21 protein-coding genes are annotated in these 18,532 nt (G+C 37.0%); 15 read left to right on the top strand and 6 right to left on the bottom strand.

The genetic code is table 11. From position 1 onward, the window contains the following. Window positions 1–56 precede the first annotated feature (56 nt). The 6 genes from AC0L7T_RS27130 to creD all read right to left on the bottom strand — a co-directional run bounded on the left by AC0L7T_RS27130 (window position 57) and on the right by creD (window position 6,760). Window positions 57–1,097 carry a quinone-dependent dihydroorotate dehydrogenase gene (locus tag AC0L7T_RS27130; protein ID WP_473339879.1) on the bottom strand — a complete coding sequence of 347 codons (1,041 nt, stop codon included), beginning with the start codon at window positions 1,095–1,097 and terminating at the stop codon, window positions 57–59. A gap of 287 nt (window positions 1,098–1,384) precedes the next feature. Then, window positions 1,385–2,122, bottom strand: coding sequence for a hypothetical protein (locus AC0L7T_RS27125; protein ID WP_473339878.1), 738 nt, complete (start codon window positions 2,120–2,122; stop codon window positions 1,385–1,387). Between the two features lie 96 nt (window positions 2,123–2,218). Then, window positions 2,219–3,268, bottom strand: coding sequence for an ACR3 family arsenite efflux transporter (gene arsB, locus AC0L7T_RS27120; RefSeq protein ID WP_473339876.1), 1,050 nt, complete (start codon window positions 3,266–3,268; stop codon window positions 2,219–2,221). A 1-nt stretch (window position 3,269) separates the two neighbouring features. Next, entirely contained in the window at window positions 3,270–3,902 is a 633-nt protein-coding gene (locus tag AC0L7T_RS27115) for an arsenate-mycothiol transferase ArsC (protein WP_473339874.1), read from the bottom strand. A gap of 70 nt (window positions 3,903–3,972) precedes the next feature. After that, window positions 3,973–4,305 (bottom strand): ArsR/SmtB family transcription factor, encoded by a 333-nt coding sequence (locus AC0L7T_RS27110; RefSeq protein WP_473339872.1) that lies wholly within the window; start codon window positions 4,303–4,305, stop codon window positions 3,973–3,975. Window positions 4,306–5,446: 1,141 nt separating this feature from the next. Then, entirely contained in the window at window positions 5,447–6,760 is a 1,314-nt protein-coding gene (gene creD, locus AC0L7T_RS27105) for a cell envelope integrity protein CreD (RefSeq protein ID WP_473339871.1), read from the bottom strand. Between the two features lie 405 nt (window positions 6,761–7,165). On the opposite strand from creD, the gene AC0L7T_RS27100 reads away from it, so the two are divergent. From AC0L7T_RS27100 to AC0L7T_RS27030, 15 genes are all read left to right on the top strand, one after another. Further along, on the top strand, window positions 7,166–8,014 hold the full coding sequence (locus AC0L7T_RS27100; RefSeq protein ID WP_473339870.1) for a universal stress protein: 849 nt from the start codon (window positions 7,166–7,168) through the stop codon (window positions 8,012–8,014). Window positions 8,015–8,052: 38 nt separating this feature from the next. Beyond that, window positions 8,053–8,355, top strand: coding sequence for a hypothetical protein (locus AC0L7T_RS27095; RefSeq protein WP_473339869.1), 303 nt, complete (start codon window positions 8,053–8,055; stop codon window positions 8,353–8,355). 196 nt (window positions 8,356–8,551) lie between these two features. Next, window positions 8,552–10,105: a M20/M25/M40 family metallo-hydrolase gene (locus tag AC0L7T_RS27090; protein WP_473339868.1), complete on the top strand. Its 1,554-nt coding sequence runs from the start codon at window positions 8,552–8,554 to the stop codon at window positions 10,103–10,105. Window positions 10,106–10,336: 231 nt separating this feature from the next. Next, entirely contained in the window at window positions 10,337–10,543 is a 207-nt protein-coding gene (locus AC0L7T_RS27085; protein ID WP_473339866.1) for a hypothetical protein, read from the top strand. Window positions 10,544–10,611: 68 nt separating this feature from the next. After that, entirely contained in the window at window positions 10,612–10,872 is a 261-nt protein-coding gene (locus AC0L7T_RS27080; protein WP_473339864.1) for a hypothetical protein, read from the top strand. Between the two features lie 33 nt (window positions 10,873–10,905). Beyond that, the gene (locus AC0L7T_RS27075) at window positions 10,906–11,778 is read left to right on the top strand and encodes a hypothetical protein (protein WP_473339863.1); all 873 of its coding nucleotides are present in this window, start codon (window positions 10,906–10,908) and stop codon (window positions 11,776–11,778) included. Window positions 11,779–11,957: 179 nt separating this feature from the next. Beyond that, entirely contained in the window at window positions 11,958–12,464 is a 507-nt protein-coding gene (locus AC0L7T_RS27070; protein ID WP_473339862.1) for a hypothetical protein, read from the top strand. A gap of 683 nt (window positions 12,465–13,147) precedes the next feature. Next, window positions 13,148–14,119, top strand: coding sequence for a type IV toxin-antitoxin system AbiEi family antitoxin (locus AC0L7T_RS27065; protein ID WP_473339861.1), 972 nt, complete (start codon window positions 13,148–13,150; stop codon window positions 14,117–14,119). Further along, on the top strand, window positions 14,094–14,954 hold the full coding sequence (locus AC0L7T_RS27060; RefSeq protein WP_473339859.1) for a hypothetical protein: 861 nt from the start codon (window positions 14,094–14,096) through the stop codon (window positions 14,952–14,954). The genes AC0L7T_RS27065 and AC0L7T_RS27060 overlap by 26 nt, the downstream gene beginning before the upstream one ends. Window positions 14,955–15,035: 81 nt before the next feature. Beyond that, entirely contained in the window at window positions 15,036–15,662 is a 627-nt protein-coding gene (locus AC0L7T_RS27055) for a hypothetical protein (RefSeq protein WP_473339857.1), read from the top strand. A gap of 554 nt (window positions 15,663–16,216) precedes the next feature. Further along, window positions 16,217–16,573, top strand: a complete 357-nt coding sequence (locus AC0L7T_RS27050; protein WP_473339855.1) for a hypothetical protein — start codon at window positions 16,217–16,219, stop codon at window positions 16,571–16,573. Continuing rightward, complete coding sequence (locus AC0L7T_RS27045) at window positions 16,570–17,352, top strand: ThuA domain-containing protein (protein ID WP_473339854.1); 783 nt, start codon at window positions 16,570–16,572, stop codon at window positions 17,350–17,352. Before AC0L7T_RS27050 ends, AC0L7T_RS27045 begins: the two co-directional genes overlap by 4 nt. A 186-nt stretch (window positions 17,353–17,538) precedes the next feature. Next, window positions 17,539–17,769, top strand: a complete 231-nt coding sequence (locus AC0L7T_RS27040; protein WP_339679520.1) for a hypothetical protein — start codon at window positions 17,539–17,541, stop codon at window positions 17,767–17,769. Beyond that, a complete protein-coding gene (locus AC0L7T_RS27035) occupies window positions 17,759–18,106 on the top strand; it encodes a type II toxin-antitoxin system PemK/MazF family toxin (RefSeq protein ID WP_473339852.1) in 348 nt (115 codons plus the stop codon). The genes AC0L7T_RS27040 and AC0L7T_RS27035 overlap by 11 nt, the downstream gene beginning before the upstream one ends. 127 nt (window positions 18,107–18,233) lie before the next feature. Then, window positions 18,234–18,518, top strand: a complete 285-nt coding sequence (locus tag AC0L7T_RS27030; RefSeq protein ID WP_473339850.1) for a hypothetical protein — start codon at window positions 18,234–18,236, stop codon at window positions 18,516–18,518. Window positions 18,519–18,532: the final 14 nt, after the last annotated feature.

The following is an 18,532-nucleotide window of genomic DNA, read 5'->3' as shown; positions in this document are numbered from 1 at the left end:
CTTTCTCCGCTGTAGGGATGTAATTTAATGCTTGCTTTGGAAATAAAAAAGTTCTGTTATTTCCCTGAATTATTTATCAGACCTTTTTTCAAGCGCTTAACCAAGCTGGGCCCCTCATAAATCATACCAGTATAGACCTGAACCAGACTAGCTCCCGCTGCTAATTTTGCTTTTGCATCTGCCACAGAAAAAATACCGCCTACTCCAATTACTGGAAAAGCATTTCCTGAGTTTTGGGTCAGGTATCGGATGACTTCTGTACTTCTTTCGTTCAATACTTTGCCGCTAATGCCTCCGGCACCCATGGCTTTTACCTGGTCTGCTGGTGTACGCAATACTTCCCTGTCTATGGTCGTATTGGTTGCAATTACTCCTGCGATCTTTGTTTCCTGTACTATTGAGATGATGTCGTCAAGCTGGCCATCTGTAAGATCTGGCGCTATTTTCAACAGTATAGGTTTGGGTTTGTCGTAAGTAAGATTGGCTTCATTGACAACTGCCAACAATTTTTTTAATGGCTCTTTTTCTTGTAACTCTCTTAAGTTTGGGGTATTGGGAGAACTTACATTTACTACAAAATAATCTACATGAGCATGTAATGCATGCAAACAGAAAAGGTAATCTTGTATGGCATTTTCATTGGGAGTAATTTTATTTTTACCAATATTGCCTCCCACCAATACACCAGACTTTCTGTTTTTTAATCTTTCTACAGCCGCAGCCACGCCGCCATTATTAAAACCCATCCTGTTGATCAGTGCTTCGTCCTCTGGAAGGCGAAACATCCTTGGTTTGGGATTCCCCTCCTGAGGTTTAGGAGTTAAGGTGCCAATTTCAATGAAACCAAACCCTAGAAGTGACATTTCATCAATAAGCCTCGCATCTTTGTCAAATCCAGCGGCCAAACCAATTGGGTTTTTAAACTTTAACCCAAACACTTCTCTCTCCAATTCTTTGTGTTCAAATGCAAAATTTCCCTTTATCGCTTGTTTAAGCAAGGGTAAATTGAACAGTCTTTTGATCCAGGAAAAGGTGAAATGATGCGCAGATTCCGGGTTTTTTAGAAAAAGAAGGGGCTTTATGATTTGTTTGTACACGACGATGAATTTTTCTCAGGCACAAAAATAACGCAATTCTTTGACAATCGACCGGAATTGTTCCAGCAATGTGACAGATATTAAATTTCTTGGGAGGAAATAATGACTGAAATTTTATTAAACTGAATTCAAGATAAAATTACCTTAAAAAAACCGAACTAACTGTCCCTTTGACACCTTTTGGGAAGGACTCGGTGTAGAAGTCTCAGCTTTTGAATATATATCTAGCTAAAGTGAGCAGGAAAAGGGTGAATTTTAAAAATGAGTTCTACCTTCTTATACCGGCTTCAGTACCGATCTGGATTTTCATCCTTCCAATCATCCATTAAAAATAATGCTGTTCCCTCGTCAATCACTCCAGTTATGACTTGAATTTGCAAACATTGGTACACAACTATCTGGTCCGTTGCTTTTTCAATAATGGAATTGAGGTTTTGAATAAATTTATCATCTAATTCATCCTCAGAAAGGCTAAAATAATTTTCCAGTCCTTCCAAAGCAGTAAACTGTTCATTTTTATTTTTACTATTTATTGAATTTATCAGAACCTCTTTTACTCCTGGAACCTGGTAAAAATCTTGTAATTCAACAATTAATTTCAATGAACCAGACCGCCTTAAGTCACTGCCTTTGCTGTTATCATCTTTAAGTGCGAGAATTTCATAGGCTAGTCCCAACAATTTTGACAATATTGTTTTTTCTGGGAAGGTGTAGGAAATATTGGGCAATAATTCTTCCTCTTCATCAATAGAAAGACCTTGTATTCCTATAAATTCAAATGGAATTATGTCGATGAAAGACCAATACTGGTTTTCCAGGTATCTCAAAATTCTGTTTTTTGTTCTTGCGATTTTTACTACCGCTTTGCAGAACAATTCTATATCTTCAACACTTAAATTGTTTTTCAATGCATTATTCAAATGCATCCGATTGTATTTATAGTTAATCTTTTCTGTCGATCCCTCAATAATCAGATCAATTTCCTTACAGATTTCTTTTATAGATTTTTTTTCTATTTTACTCATAGATTACTAGGGTTGGATGTCAGTATTAATTTGTCTAGCAAATTCAATCATGTTATAAATTTTAATTTTTACCTTTCCTTTAAAATTAGTGGAGGCTTATGTTTTTGCTGGAATATTAAAATACTTTTTTCTTAGCCAAAAGGAAACCCGAACCAATAAAATCAATGCTGGCACTTCTACCAAAGGGCCGATTACGCCTGCAAATGCTTGTCCTGAATTTAGCCCGAAAACAGCGATGGATACTGCGATGGCCAACTCAAAATTATTTCCGGCTGCCGTGAAGGCAACAGCTGCCGTTTGGTCGTATTTTGCGCCCATTGCTTTTGTAACGAAAAAGCCAATGATAAACATCAAGGTGAAATACAGTAGCAAAGGGATGGAAATGAGCAAAACGTCCATCGGAATTTCTACAATCAATTCGCCCTTTAAAGAAAACATAACCACGATTGTAAACAATAAGGCGATCAAAGTCATCGGAGAGATCCTTGGAATAAATACGCTATTGTACCATTCTTCGCCTTTAAGTTTAACCAATAGGAGTCGGCTCAAAATTCCCATCAGAAATGGGATGCCCAAATAGATGGCTACACTTTCAGCTATGGTTGCGATCGAAATATCCACTATGGCACCTTCAAAGCCAAAATAGGGGGGAAGGACGGTTATAAATAGCCAGGCATAAAAACTGTAAGCGAAAACCTGAAAAATACTGTTTAAGGCCACTAAACCGGCACCATATTCAGCACTTCCCTCTGCAAGGTCATTCCAAACGAATACCATGGCAATGCACCTGGCCAAACCAATTAGAATTAGGCCAACCATGTATTCAGGGTAATCCCTTAAAAAAGTGATCGCTAATAAAAACATCAAGACCGGGCCAATAATCCAATTGAGGACAAGAGAAATGGAAAGGATTTTTGTGTTTCTGAAAACCTTGGGCAGGAGGGAATAGTTGACCTTTGCCAAAGGAGGATACATCATTAAAATTAGACCTATGGCTATGGGGATATTGGTTGTCCCACTATTGAAGGAGTTGATAATAGAAGGAAAGGTTGGAAAGAAATAGCCCAAACTCACCCCAATTGCCATCGCCACAAAAATCCAAAGTGTTAAGTTCCTGTCTAAAAACCCTAATTTTTTAGCTGTCATTTTATGATTTGATTTGAGAGAAAACGTAGTAGCATTCAGTTGCAATCTGTAGGCTTCTTTCCTGGTATTTTTCCGCTTGCTCAGGTGTGTTGTCAAATGCTTTTGGATCGTCAAAAGTTATCGGAATCCGTTTCTCTGCCCCTGCGATATTGGGGCAAGCTTCATCTGCCTGTGAGCAGGTCATGATCGCTGCGAAGTTAGATTTTGGATTGAATTCATCGTCTAAGCTTTTGGAAAAACCTATGATAGGATGCTGATTTTGAGAATATTTTATGCTGTAAATTGGGTTGTTATCTCCTGAGATAGCTTTAATATGGAACCCTGAATTTTGTAGGGTTGCGGCAACCATTGGAAAAAGCGCTGTGGCTTCTGTTCCTGCTGAGTAGCAAAAAACATTTTTTACACCAAAATAATAAGCCATCGTTTGTGCCCAAATCTGGGACAAGTGGCTCCTCCTCGAATTGTGGGTACAAATGAAATTGATGCGAATTTCTTGTTGGTTGTCCACTTTGAGCTGAATAAATTCAATCAGGGGTTTTAACACTGTTTTGCGGGCATCCGTAATTTCTTCAGGTTTTAAATTTCGGATGGTGTTTATTATTTCCGGAAAAAGTGTAGACCGAGTTGCTTGCATTGGTAGGTGGATTGGATTAGGAATTTTTATCTATTTATTGCTATAATACGATTAATAAAGTAAAATTTTTTTAGCAGCAATTGGGTTTATTTGAAATGTCCTGGTCTAGAAATTCAGCCATAATTGTCTTCATGGCTGCCCATTTTTCTGTATTGATACAGTAGCAAACACTTGTTCCTTCCACATTGCCTTTTATCAAACCCAGGTGTTTTAGTTCCTTTAAATGTTGTGATATGGTAGGTTGGGCCAGGCCGATTTCATTTACTATGTCGCCGCAAACACAGGAATCTATTTTGAATAAGTATTGTAAAATGGAAACTCTGGCAGGATGCCCGAAAGCCTTTGCAAACAAAGCAATTTCGTTTTGTTTATCGGTAAATATCTCTGTTTTTGCTAGTCCCATGTTCCTGCATTATTTAATTGCAATATTACGATAAATAATTAAATCATCAAAATTGGCTATACGCTTTTGGTTGTTCTTTCCAGTGAAATATTAGTTCAAACCCATTGACAAAGGTCAAATGGAAACCCTGTCAACAACTTATTCCCTACAGGTTTGTTCAACCCGAAATATGCAATAGACAATCTATTACGTGCTGAAATCGCTTTAAAATCAGCCACTTCGTTGCTGTTTTCAATTTCACCATAGCGGTGCTATGCTAAAATCTCCAAACAGCCTGATTTTCTTGCGATTGCAACACTCATCACGAATTCTATTACATAATCCGGGTTCAATGGAGAAAATATGCCACCCTTCCAGGGCTTGGGAAATTATAAACCATTTAACACACACAGGGCTGACACCCTGTGCTGATATATATCGCCCTTTCAGGGCTAGGAATGGATAATCTGGAAAAATGTAGGAAATGTGGAAGTATAAAGGTTAAAATAATTTCTTGATCAGAATTATCTTGTAAAAGGAGTTTAATTGTGGATTTCGAAAAATCAAGCCCTGACCTCAGTAAAGAAGAAATATACAAGCCGAATTAGAAGGACAATTTAAGGAAAGGGTGAAATACTTATTGCATCGGAAGGTCCAAGTCCTGAAATGGCGATTAAAACTCGGAAGTGGTATTCCATAAAATGGATCGTAAATACTTGTGACAAAGCTCAAATAGAAACCGAAACCTAAAATTAATTGGTAATAGGTTTGTTGTGCAAACAGAAAAATTTCTCGCCCTTACAGCTTGTGAAAATATAAACCATATAACGATGGACTTCATCAATCGCTTGGAGATATCACCCTTTCAGGCCAAGATCACTATAATGCTTAGCTTTTGACTTCCTATTGAGGTTGATGGAGAATTGGTAATAAGGATGACCCGAAGAAGCCTGAGGGGCTTCACCAATAATAGCCACGGGTGAAAACCCGTGGACCAGAACTGGCATCATTTTTCTCAACCCCGAAGGGTTGAACATCTTTCAATAAGTTGCTTTTTTGTAGCTTTAATCATACGCCTGTGAGTAAAGCCATGATCATTTTAGTTCAGATCCTTTCAGGCCATGGGAAAGAAGATAAATCCAAGTCCTGAAAAGGTGGTATACTATTCTTCTGCCTCCAGGTTTAAATTGTACCAGTCAATTTTACGGGAGAAATACATCACGATACCTAGAATTATAAATACACCAATACTGCCTATTAGTAGGGCGTAATCCTGAAGTTGTATGATAACAAAAATAAAGGAATACAGCACTGCCAAAACCCCTGAAATCAGCATCGTCAATTTTGTTGATTTCAAAATCGCTTTGACATAACCAGCTATGAGAGAAAGTGTAGCAACGGCAGAAATAATAAATGCCAGGTTAAATTTTAAGTGTTCCGAGATGGCCAGTAATAGGGTGTAAAAAACGATCAGAGATACCCCAACCAGAATGTATTGAATAGGGTGAATGAAAATTTTATTAAGCACTTCAATAAAGAAAAACACCAGGAAGGTAAAACCGATAAACAATATGGCATACCGAATGGATCTATAGGACTTTTGGTAATTGTCAACGGGTAGGAGTAGGTCTATCCCAAAAGCCGAGTGCTCAATTGAATGGCGGCTACTTGCCCAAATTTGCGGATAGTTCCTGTTCAAGTGCAGCACATTCCAATTGGCATTGAACCCTTCTTCGCTTACTTCTCTGTTGTCTGGTAAAAAAGCCCCGTTGAAACTTGGGTTGGGCCATTCTGAGGAGAGGTCAATGTCCGTTACTTTGCCTACGGGTGTGAAGTATAGTTTTTGGCTTCCTTTTAGGTCCAGACTAAAATCGAAATTGTAGATTTTATCCGCATTTGGGTCGATTGCTAATGATGCATTGATGCCGCTGCCAGTGATGTCATTGGAGGGTACACCGGGATTGAATGAAATCTTTTCCTTGTCCCAGTTTAAATTCACTTGCTTTTCAATTCCTCTCAGGTCATTTATACCAACCACAAATTCTGCCTTGTCAAATAAAATATTTTCAGGTTGAATGTCCAGGGCCTTAAGGTCAAATTGGTTGAAAGTTCCTGAAATATCAAGTTTTGAATTGTAGACGACTATTTCGTAGATGCCCCTATGGCGCTTTTCCGGGTTAATTTGGCCTGAAATGGTAAGCTGTGTGGGCAATACATGGAGGTATTCCTTTAGCTGAACAATTTTCTCTATAGAGTCTTTCTGTGAGAATTGCTTTACATATCGATGATAGGGAATTGAAATAAATGGTCCTGAAATGGTCTGTTCCTCACCCCATTTGGCACTTACTTCCCTGATAGCATCATTTTGTGTCCACTCCCTTTCTGTAATTAAGGTCCTTATCATGAAAGTAGGAATAAGCAGTAATAAGGTAATGATTACGATTGTCGTCACCTTAAAGTAAATATTGGTTTTCATGTTTTTCATGAGGAGGAAGGCTTACTTAATTTGTATAATGTATCATAAAAAGGAGCTTGACTTTTTTCAGTTTTACAAAGAGCGTGCCTTACTAAGTTAATTTTGGTTAAACCCGGATTCGAGAAGAAAATATCTCGCCCTTCCACGGCTTGTGAAATTATAAACCCATGTAAGGACGGGTCAATACCCATCGCTGTGAGATGTCAGCCTTTACGAGGACTCAATAAAGAAGCAAAATTCCAGCCCTGAAAGGGCAAAATATCAAAGCCCAGGGTGAAGCCCTGTGTGAGCTTTAATCACAATTAGTTATAGATTTGACTCCACATCAGCGTTACAGTGACTTATATCATATAGTTTCTTATAAGTTTCAAGTAGGTTTAATGAGTAAACCAAAAGAAGCTTGTTATGAAAAAGATTTTGTATGCTACGGATTTTTCGCAAAATGCCGAAAAGTCTCTGGATTTTGCTTTGAACCTTGCCAGAAACCATGGTGCTGAAGTGGTAATGCTTAATGTTTTTGAAGTACCTACTGCCTGGGATTATCCCTATTTAGAAGACCCTCTTGATATGGAAAAATCAGGAATTAGGGAAGCAGATAAAAAATTAGTCAAGCTCTTCGAAGCACATACTGGCAGTGATGAAATTTTGGATGTCAGCTACCTGACTGTTGAAAATGATTCCGTGACAAAAGGGATATTAGAGGCAATTGAAAAAAGTGGGGCTGACCTTTTAGTGATGGGGACCAAAGGAGGAAGTAAAGTCAAAGAATTGTTGATTGGAAGTACCACCAAATCCTTATTGAGTAAATCTCCCATTCCGATTTTGGCCGTACCCGAGAATATCCTAAAGTTTAAATTGAAAACAGTGCTATTCGCCTCTGACTTCCAAAAAGAAGACCTTAAGGCTTTACAGCATTTGGTTCAAATCTTGTCTCCATTTCATCCAGAGATCATTGTTACGCATGTAAGCAAATATGATGAGGCCGAAAGTGCTGAGTTTTTAGAGTACTTTAAAAAACAAATTCATGACTTGATAAACTATCCCAGTATTAGTTTTCAAGGGCTGTATTCAGAGAAAGCCGAAGATCGGTTGGTGAATTTCATTGACCAAAACCAAATAGATTTATTGGTTATGCTTGAAAAAAAAGAGACAGGATTATTGGAAAAATTGTTTCATCCGGATCTGGTGAAAAAAATGGAATTCCAGAGCCATGTCCCTGTGCTGAGTTTAATGAAAAACAACTATACCAATTGATTCAAAATCAATAATTCACTTCATAACCCCTTAAAATCATGATAGCTAAAAGAATATCCTGGATTTTAATTGTCCTCTCCATTCTTATTGGTGGCTACTTTTATGGTGTGGCCTACCAAAATTACGCCGCTAGTTTCTTGCAATTATTTGCCGTTGTCCCATTTCTAATGTTTATGGGAGGAGTTCATGGCTTATTGTCACACAATATCTCTCCACAGACCAAACACAATATGCTTGTATATCCTCTGGTGATGGGAATGGTCTATGTGCTTTTGTTTTTCATACACCTCTTTATAATTTTTCCTTTGATATGTCCGGGCTATAATCTCATGGGATTTTAATTGCCTATAGTAAGAATGAAGCTGGACCAAAGGGACTTTTTTGTTTCATTTGGAGAGAAGGAAGTAGGAATGCTGTGGAGCCTTGGATTAGGCAATAGGTCAGCTAAATCTACCATTTAGTTATTTCAAGCATTGTGCTTTCGCTATTCTTTGTTAATTTCATTCGATTTTAACTAAGCATATTATAGCTCACTTTATGAAAGTCTTTTCTACTCTTCTTATTGCAGCATTTCTTTTTGTTGGATTCTCGGCATTTAGCCAGACAAAGTCCCAGGCGCTTTCCAAAATCAACACAGAAGGCTTTCAGCGATCGCAGGTCATGCAACTCATTGGAGATTTGTCTGATGTTTATGGGCCTAGGTTGACCGGAACAGATCAATACCTTACTGCAGCCCAATGGGCGAAGAAAACCCTGGAAAACTGGGGCGTGGACAAGGTGTACTTTGAGAATTATTGTGACGATTGCATGGGTTGGGAAGTAAAGTCCTTTAATGTGGAAATGATTGAACCGGCCTATATGAAAATACATGCCTATCCTTATGCCTGGACCGAAAGTTCAAATGGGGTGCAAATAGGGGACATGGTTTGGATAGAAAATTATGGCGACATAGAAGCCGTGAAAAAACAATGGGCAGGCAAACTGGAAGGCAAGACTGTTTTGATAGGTTCAGTTCCCAAGCAAAACATGTTATTTGATCCGCTCTCAACTCGATTTACCAATGAAGAAATAGAAGGTGCTAAAAAAGACATCCTACCTGCTTCCCCAAGCCCCCTGGGGCCAACTTCCGGAAATGTGGACTTGGTGGCCAATAAGGATGTTGTTTTCGAAAAAGGAATGCGGAAGAACGATGCTTTTTATGCCTTTTTGAAAGAGCAGGGAGCACTTAGCATTTTAGGAACTACCCCTTTATTTCCTGGCATTGTTCATCCGAGTGGTACCTACAGTTTTAGAGAAAGCCATATCAAATCCGTTCCCTATTTTGCGATTTCCCCTGAAAGTTTCGGGAAATTAAAACGTTTGGTAGACAGGTCCATTCAACCAAAAATCAAATTTCACCTGGACTCAGAACTTTATTTGAAGCCTAAAAATAATGTGAACATCATCGGAGAAATTACCGGTTCAGATCCCGTATTAAAGGATGAGGTGGTGATGATAGGTGCCCATTTTGATACCTGGCATCCGGCATCCGGAGCTACAGACAATGGGGCAGGCACGGGAGTGATGATGGAAGTGATGCGCATCATCAAAGCCACAGGATTAAAACCTAAGCGAACCATAAGAATTGCCCTTTGGGGAGGGGAGGAGCAAGGTTTTTTAGGTTCTTTGGCCTATGCTGAAGACCACTATGGCAAAGTGGGGGAAAGCAGCAGAAAAAAGGAAGTTGAAAAAATTTCCGCCTATTTGAATATGGACAATGGAGCGGGTAAAATGCGAGGCATCTACCTGCAAGGCAACGAAGGCGTACGGCCTATTTTTGAAGAAATGCTGACTCCCTACAAGCATCTCGACGTGGATAACCTAAGCATCCAAAACACCAATTACACAGACCACGATGTTTTCGATTATTACAAGATCCCCGGATTCCAGATCATTCAGGACATGCTAAACTATTTCACCGTAACCCACCATACCAATCTGGATGCTTTGGAATACGTACCGGAAAGAGATGTGATGATCAATGCCACAGTGATTGCTGCCCTTGTCTATCAGATTTCAGAAAGGGATGAAAGAATGCCTAGGGAGGAGTAGGGGGTTGATTTTATGGGTTTGGATCATGTATTAAAACACCTGGGATTTCATGTATGATTGATAAATTTCTTAGGGCAATAGGAAAGCTCTTTCGATTATTTTTTTAAATGCACAGGGTTTATAGTTTATAACTAACTAATGGCCATTGGTTATTAAAGTCGTTCTCTTCTTCTTCAAAATTAAATATAGGGTTGACACTTGAATACTTGTCCTAAATTCTTAATTTGACAGTTGGAAATTGAGGAGATAGGCTGTATATATGCAACTCTGAAGGTAAACATAGCTACATACAATTGTTGTGGTGCATTAAGAATGGACGAAATAAAAACATATCAAAGAAAAAAAGTTGTTTGTACTGATATGGATGGTAAAAACAGAAATGCAGAAATAACTGATTATCTCAACCGATTTGAACAAGGATGGTTCCCAAAAGATTGAATATGAATAGCTGGAAACCAATATAGATTAATGAACTGAATACGGAAATTGAAAAAGGTCTTAAACAAATGACACAAGTTCAGTTAGACTATTGGCAAAAGATTTCAATCGAACCTGAAAAATGGATTGAAAAGGAATTTGGAAAAGAAGGAGGAGGATTTCTGGTAGTAGCAATAAGTGGAGACCTTGCTGTATGGTATAATGATATAGAAGAAGGTTTTAATATTTCAACTTTTTCAACCTGCGGAGAGATTAGCGGGTATAAGGCTGAACAAGATGAATTGCAATGGACATTAAATAAATTAAAACGACACCATAACACTGTGTAAAAATGCATTTTACACCAAACGTTTGCGAGAATCATGAAACGCATAAGTAAAATAGTTTTTTTGGTGATCATCTTGAATTGCTGGGCTTGTCAGGCATTTGCTTGTTCTTGCGTGTCAGAATTACTGGAAAAAGAAATTGAAGAAACTGCCTTAATTTTCACGGGTAAAGCAATAAGTATTGAAACCTTCAAAGTATCTTCAAATGGATATGAACAAGAATATCACAGAACGACTTTTGAAGTTATAGAAAACCTAAAAGGAGAACCCAATGACAGACTAACATTAATCACCGATCCTTATGGTAGTTCTTGTGGCTATTCCTTTGATAAAGATTCATTGTACGTTGTTTTCGGAAGTTATGACTATTACGGAAATCTCTTTGAGAACTCAGAAATAACAACTGGATTATGCACCAGAACAGGCCCCCTTCCTAGAAGTTTGGGTTTAATTCGAAAACTGAAAAAACTTGGAAATAAGATTACATCCATAGGATCAATTAATTCAAACAGATTATACGAAGAAATTTGGCGAGGAGAAAAATTTACATGGACAGATGAATATACTGAACTTTTGCTTTCAGAGGAAGAACAACTAATGCTTATTCAGACCAACTTAATGTATTGCGAAACTGATTCTATTTTTCCTGAGAATACAATGGATTCAATAGCGCTTGATTATTGGAACTATAAACCAACTCGAGTAACAGTAGTATTTGATGTTGACGAACATGGAAAGACATCCAACTTCGATGTTTTTCCTTTTGGCAACACAGACAAACAATGTCAAGAAATCGCAATTCAATTTGTGAAAAGCCTTGAATCTTGGAAACCAGCAACCATAAAAGGTATAAATGTGCGATCGAATGGTTTTTACGAAGTTGATTTTGCTAAATGTAAATCCCGCTAACATATGCAATGAATGATTGGGGTTTGATCGGTCAGGATATTTTCGTAGGGATTGGAAAGTCCGACACAAGTTTTATATTTAAATCAAGGCGTGGCTTTGAGAAGTTTAAGAGGTTAGAGCTTTCTGATCCCCACTCATCATAGCTTAATCCTTATGTGCAAATCAAAAAAACACAAAATATGAAGAAGCTATTGTTAGTTCAAATGACTCTTTTCTTTTCAATAGTATCTTTTGCCCAAGAGAAAGAATACATTAATAAGGAAGACGGGTTTGCAATCAATTACTATCCGAACTGGAAAGCCGTAGAAAAGAAGTACAGCGCCTTGTCTCTTTTTGCCCCACCTGAAGGCCCAAACGACAAACAGGCTGAGACATTAGGCATAAACATAAATGACTCACAGGGCATGTCTCTCGATGAATATTATCAGACATTTGTTACTTATGGTGGTCTTGAAGAACTAAGTAGTTATGAAAAATTGAGTGAAGGGGAAGAAACGATTAATGGATTGAAAGGTAAATGGTTTGAGTGTAAGTATAAAGATCGCGGAATTTTTGTAACTAACTTGATATACCTGATAGCCAAAGGTGATAAGATATTTATGCTAACAAGCTTTTCTTCTACCGAGAAGTATCCTAAATATAAAGATAACTTTCTAGGTATGATCAAATCTTTTGAAGTAATGTGAACTCAGCACATAACACCTTGCAGCATAAACCCCTGTTTGCACCATATTAGAATACTAAATACCCCAACGGCAATCATTGATCAACGGAAGATAAGGTGCAAACAGGACCGGGGCATCTGCTGCATTTATCGTTTTTGTGCCACGAAGCTTTGGTAATCCAGTAGGCGAAAATCCTACCTAAACAATCTCCTATTCGATTAGGAATTAAACCCGTGAGAGTTTCGCTGAAGCTTTATATGCTCAAATGAGCAAGCCGTATAAGGGAAAACTTCTTAGACTGAGCCATGTTTTCGGGGTGTGGTTTGATGAAATTGGTGCTGGTTATTAAGGTTACTAAAGGGGAGGAATTTACCCTTATGATTTTTAGCACTGGGAGATTGAAAATGTAACTGTTTTTATTTGGACGTTGGTTTGGATATCTTTTTTTTGTGGTGGATCTCCATTGGCCCAAAGAGAGGAGTAGTTAATGGGGGGATTATTTTAGGTAGTAGCGAGGTTCATATACTTTAAAATTACAGGGACCTATTCCTATTATTGGTAAATAGAACAAGGAATACAATCAAATGACGGCAAAGTGGCATAAGCTTTTAAGGACCGGACGAGTCATAAACATAGGAGCAATTTAATTATGTTCACGTTTATTTCTTGTTCACGTAACGTGAACATGTTATATTTGTGAACGTATGGAGAGAGAAATATTAAATATTGCCTTAGAGAATGTACAAAAAGAAATTCCTTTGCAATTTCACTATACACCAAAAGGACAATTCGATGGTGAACTTGCACTGAATTATAACCAACAGCAATATCTCTTTTTTATTGAAGTAAAAAAAGAAGTACGGCAATACATTGTAGCTCAGCTAGAAGCGTATAAAGGAACAGATTCAGACGTCCTTTTAGTGGCAGAACGGATTCCTAGCAAAGTAAAAATTGCCTTGCGTGAACGAAAAATGCCTTATATAGAGGCAAATGGGAATGTTTATATAGAAAAAAGGGAATTATTCTTATTAGTAGATACCCACAAACCGATTAACCACACAAAAGAAAAAGGAAATAGAGCGTTTACAAAAACGGGTTTAAAAGTACTCTTTCATTTTTTACTTAAGCCAGAGCTCGTGAATAAAACCCAACGAGAAATCGCAGAATATACAGGTGTAGGTTTAGGTAATATCCCGCAAGTCTTAGATGGGCTGAAAGCAACTGGATATCTTCTACCACTAAATAAAAAAGAATATACTTGGCAAAAAAGAAAAGAACTGTTATTTCGCTGGGTCGAAGATTATGAAACTATCCTCAAGCCAGGGTTAAAGAAAAAGACTTACCAAATGAGGATAGATTGGAAAGATATTCAATTAAATGAAAGGATTGCTGCTTGGGGAGGGGAGCCAGCAGCCGACTTGATTACCAATTACCTGCGACCTGAGAAATTTATTCTTTATACGAATGAAGATCAAGCTAACCTAATAAGGAACTATAAACTTAAACCTAAAAAGGAAGGTGATCTAGAAGTCGTAGAAATGTTCTGGAATCAAAACCTGAATACCCAAATAGCTCCTTCAGTAATTGTTTATGCTGAACTTTTAATTGGAGGAGGTAAACGAAATAAGGAAACTGCAGAAATGATATTTAATGAGCAAATCAAACCAATCTTATAAAGAGTTAGCGATACCCCATTTTTCCGAGGTCTTTCATCTCATTGATGAAGTAATGAAACAATTTGGAGTCCCATATTATCTTATTGGTGCAAGTGCGATTGCCTTAGAATTACTTAAAGACAATATTAAACCAAGCCGAGGAACAAAAGATATAGATTTTGCCATTATGCTCTCTTCAATGAAAGAATACGAGGCGATTGGAGAAGCTTTAAAAATAAAAGGCTTTCGTAAAGCAAAAGAACCATGGACTTATTATTTTGAAAAGGATAATGTAGTTATAGATTTACTACCATTTGGTCAAATACAAGAAAATGACACAGAGGATTTTAATAAACGGTATTCAGATTTGCACATCCTAGGTTTTCAAGAAGTGCTAGAATCACCATCTCCTATACAAATAGAAAATAAATGGGTTAACGTCCCCCCTTTAGCTGGTATGATACTTTTAAAATTAATTGCATGGAGTGATAGGCCAGAAGAAAGAGATAATGATTTAGGAGATATCCTAAAAATAATAACGCATTTCTATGATATAGGATTCGATAAAATTACCGAAGAACATTACGACACGATGATTACCGATGATTTCGATGAGAAAATAATTGGGGCAGAGGTACTAGGTAGAGAGGCAAGGAAATACCTGAAAAAATCGAAACCATTTAATGACCGTATTCAGAAAGTAGTAGCTGAAAATCTTACTGAAGTACACCTTTCAGCTATTGCAAAAGAATGGGCCCGGCAATCTGAAGATGATGTAGAATATACATTTAGTTTACTGAAGGCATTTCAAAAAGGAATTACAAAAGGAAACGACTTGAAGAAGCGGCGCTGGTAGTTTACTCATTATTATTATCTTTAATGGTATTAAGTGGTTAGCTATCAGTATGTAGAAGCCTCACCATCAAAAAAGGAAATAATGATTGAAATACTTGAAAAATTAAAAAGCATTCTTTCTATTTTTGGAATGAAGCTCGATATGTTTCCTGGAATTCCAATAGCACTAATTCCAATATACTTTTTTGTTAACCATTTTAAAGAGGAAGTCTTGATAATAATTCGTGCAGAAGAGCTAAATGAAAGCGCCCAAACAGCGTTAATTATGATAATAATTTTGATATTGGCCATTACTTTATGGAAAGCATCAGGGTTTTTATTGGATTGGATTTATGATTTACTTTCCCCGCAAAAGAGAAATAAAGAATCCGATTTGAATAGACATATTAAACAGGCAAGAGAAAAGTGGGCAGAAAGAAATCCAATATATAAAAGTGAAAATGTTTCAATTTATGGAGATACAATAAAACTACTTGAAGAGAGTGATCAAAAGGGTTATAATGATGTTAAACTAATATTAGCTGCTTCTAAATTTTTCAGAATATTGGTTATTCCAACTTTAGGGTTATCTATTGTTAACTTTACTTCGAACCAAGTTTCCATTGGAATTATTTTATTGATGTTGGGGATATTATTTTTAATGATTTCATTTTCATTTAGAGCAGAGCAAAGTAGAAAGTTGTATAACTGGTTCATAATGAAAGGGTAAACATGAATGCTTCCGAAAACAATTGCTAAATTATAATACTTGTGCTAAGAAATTCATTGAGTAAGTATAAGATAGGTATTCAATTAAATAGGTTGTCGAAAAATAAAAACGACGCGAAGTCTATGTACTTCGCTTAGTATCATCAGTAGTAAGAATTCACAGAAGTCTAGCATAGTGGAACTTTTAATTTATGAAGTCTAATGGAGAATTATTTACTTAGATAAAGTTGTTTTCATGATAACTAAGACGCAGCTATTGAATTCTTTAGATCAACTTCCTGAAAATCTAACGTTTGATCAACGGTGGATCATTTGATTTTCATACAGAAAGTAGAAAAGGGGTTGGAGGATAGCTCAAATGGGGGAATCCATTCTAAAGTGGAAGCCAAACAAAAACTGAATCGATGGTTAAGTTAGTTAGGACTGATTCAGCCATTCTCGATTTAGACATTATTGGTGAATATATCGCAAAGGATTGCATTCGTTTGCATTCGATGAATGCTTGTAAGGGGAAAATAAAAAGCATATCCGGATGTTATCTGCAATTTCGATAAGATGAAAAAAGTAGCCATTGACATTGAATCAAAAATTTGGGCTGAAATAATTAGAGCTCTCCGAAAAGAAGGATGGATAGTAACAGCTAAATATTGGGGATTTGATGCTGGGATAGATGCTGATTATTGGTGTCTAAGAAAAGGGCTGAGAAAAATAGAATTTGGTTGGTCTAATTGGACGGAAGGAGAAATAAGAGCAAAAGAATCATTATTGAGTGAAATTGAAGAGAAATATAAAATCAAATTTAAATATGGAGAACCTTCGAACCTAAAGAGGTCTGTAATTGTAACATTTAAGTTACAATCCTTGCCACTTTGGATTCTCAATAGGTTTAATTTCTTAGATAATAAATTATGAATCAAAAATCACCTACACCATCCTTTAAATTTTTGTTGGTACTAATCGTACTGATACCTATTTCAATTTCAGTTTTTGCCCAAAAGAACAAGGTTTTAATAGTGTCCGACACCTGGCCTGAAATGGACGTCTTGGCAGATGGCTTGGAGGAACAGGGTTACCTCGTCAGCAAAGCAAATGAAGAAGAACTTCAATCTGATTTATCCGGTTTTGACTTTGTTTTTATGTATGTTCATGTAACCCAAAAACCTAGAACTACCAGCGTATTGATTGATTACACGATGAATGGTGGGTCATTAGTTGTCCTGCACCATGGTATTTCCTCTTCAAAAATGAAAAATCCCGAATGGCTTGACTTTTTAGGTATACAATTGTACCCAAGAGACCATAAGGAATACCCATGGAAGGTATTGGCTAATTTGACCTATTTCATGGTGAATTTGAATCCTGGCCATTTTATTACTAGTAATGGGATTGAATATGAAAAAGTCACCCCATTTAAATCTGAATACGAGACAAATTACGAGGGTGAATTTAGTGCTTTTCAACTCGTCAATACGGAGTTGTTTTTGAACCAACGCTTTACCGATGACCAAAGAACAATTCTCTATGGTTTCAGAACGGAAGATGGATCAAGAGTTCAACCCACTTCAGGCTGGTACCGTCCAAAAGGCAAAGGGATGGTGTTTTATTATCAGGCAGGCCATGAGGAATCAGATTATCAAAACCCGAATTTCCTGCAGGTTATATTGAATACGCTGGAATGGGATCCGAGTTAAGGTTTATCCGAACCGATTGATTTGTGCCCTTCGACAGGCTCAGGGTACAAATCAATCGAGAAATAATCATTCTAAGGGCTGGAAATGCCAAATAGGATTGTAGTATTGGATCTTTTTAAATTATTATTCTTTACTTGCAGAATATACTTTTTGTATATACATTTAGTCTGGTTAATCAGTAAAACGATGAAGACAATATCCTTGAAAATTGATGATTCTATTTTTGGCGAAACTGAAAAGATTCTTTCTCGAATAAAGAAGCCTAGAAATCGGTATATAAATGAAGCTTTAGAGCATTATAATAAAATGCAGAAACGGCTGTTAATTGAAAAAAAGCTTGCAAAAGAATCTGCCTTGGTAAAGAAAGATTCAATGGCAACACTTAAAGACTTTGAACAGATTGACCATGCAGATTAATCAATTTGAAATCTGGATAGCTGAACTGAACCCGAAGATTGGAACAGAACCAGGTAAAACCAGACCTGTATTGACTGTTCAATCCAATTTACTAAACAAAATCCCTCATCCCTCAACGATTATTTGTCCAATTACAACTAATGTTAAAAAAGACGCTCAAATTTTAAGGGTTCATTTGCCAAAAGGAATGGCAAATCTGCATCAGGATTGTGATGTAATGATTGACCAAATTAGAGCAATAGATAATAAGAGGCTTGTAAAAAGAGTCGGTGGTTTACCAGTAGAATTGGCTGAAATTATAAAGGAGAACATTAAGATAGTCCTTGACCTTGAATAAAAATACCCGACCAAGAACCTTGGATTCGGTCATTTGTGGTCTTTAACGTAAATGATCGAACTTTTTCCTGTCATAAAGGATAGTCAAATAAATCAAGAAATAACTCCTCAAACTGATTTTCAAATTCATGCAAAGAATTTATTTACTTTTGGTGGTTTTATCCTTAACCGTCCTTTCAATAAGTTGCAAAAGTCAGCAAGGCAATGAATTACTATTAGAAGTTAAGCAGTTGGACAAATCGTATGAAAACCTGTTCGTTTTTTATGCCAATTTGTATGATCCGGTTACCGGAGGATTTTATGATAGCCCCGAAAAGAAGACAGCCCCAAGGATTGAATCTACCTGCAGGGTAATAAGTAGAATTGATTACAATGGGTTGACAAATACTGTCCCCGATTCACTTAAGCAGTGATGGGTAGGGTTTCT

Source organism: Cyclobacterium sp. 10D3-21 (assembly GCF_055809755.1).
The sequence above is the reverse complement of the archived record's forward strand: the minus strand, read 5'-3'. Positions and strand labels throughout refer to the sequence as shown.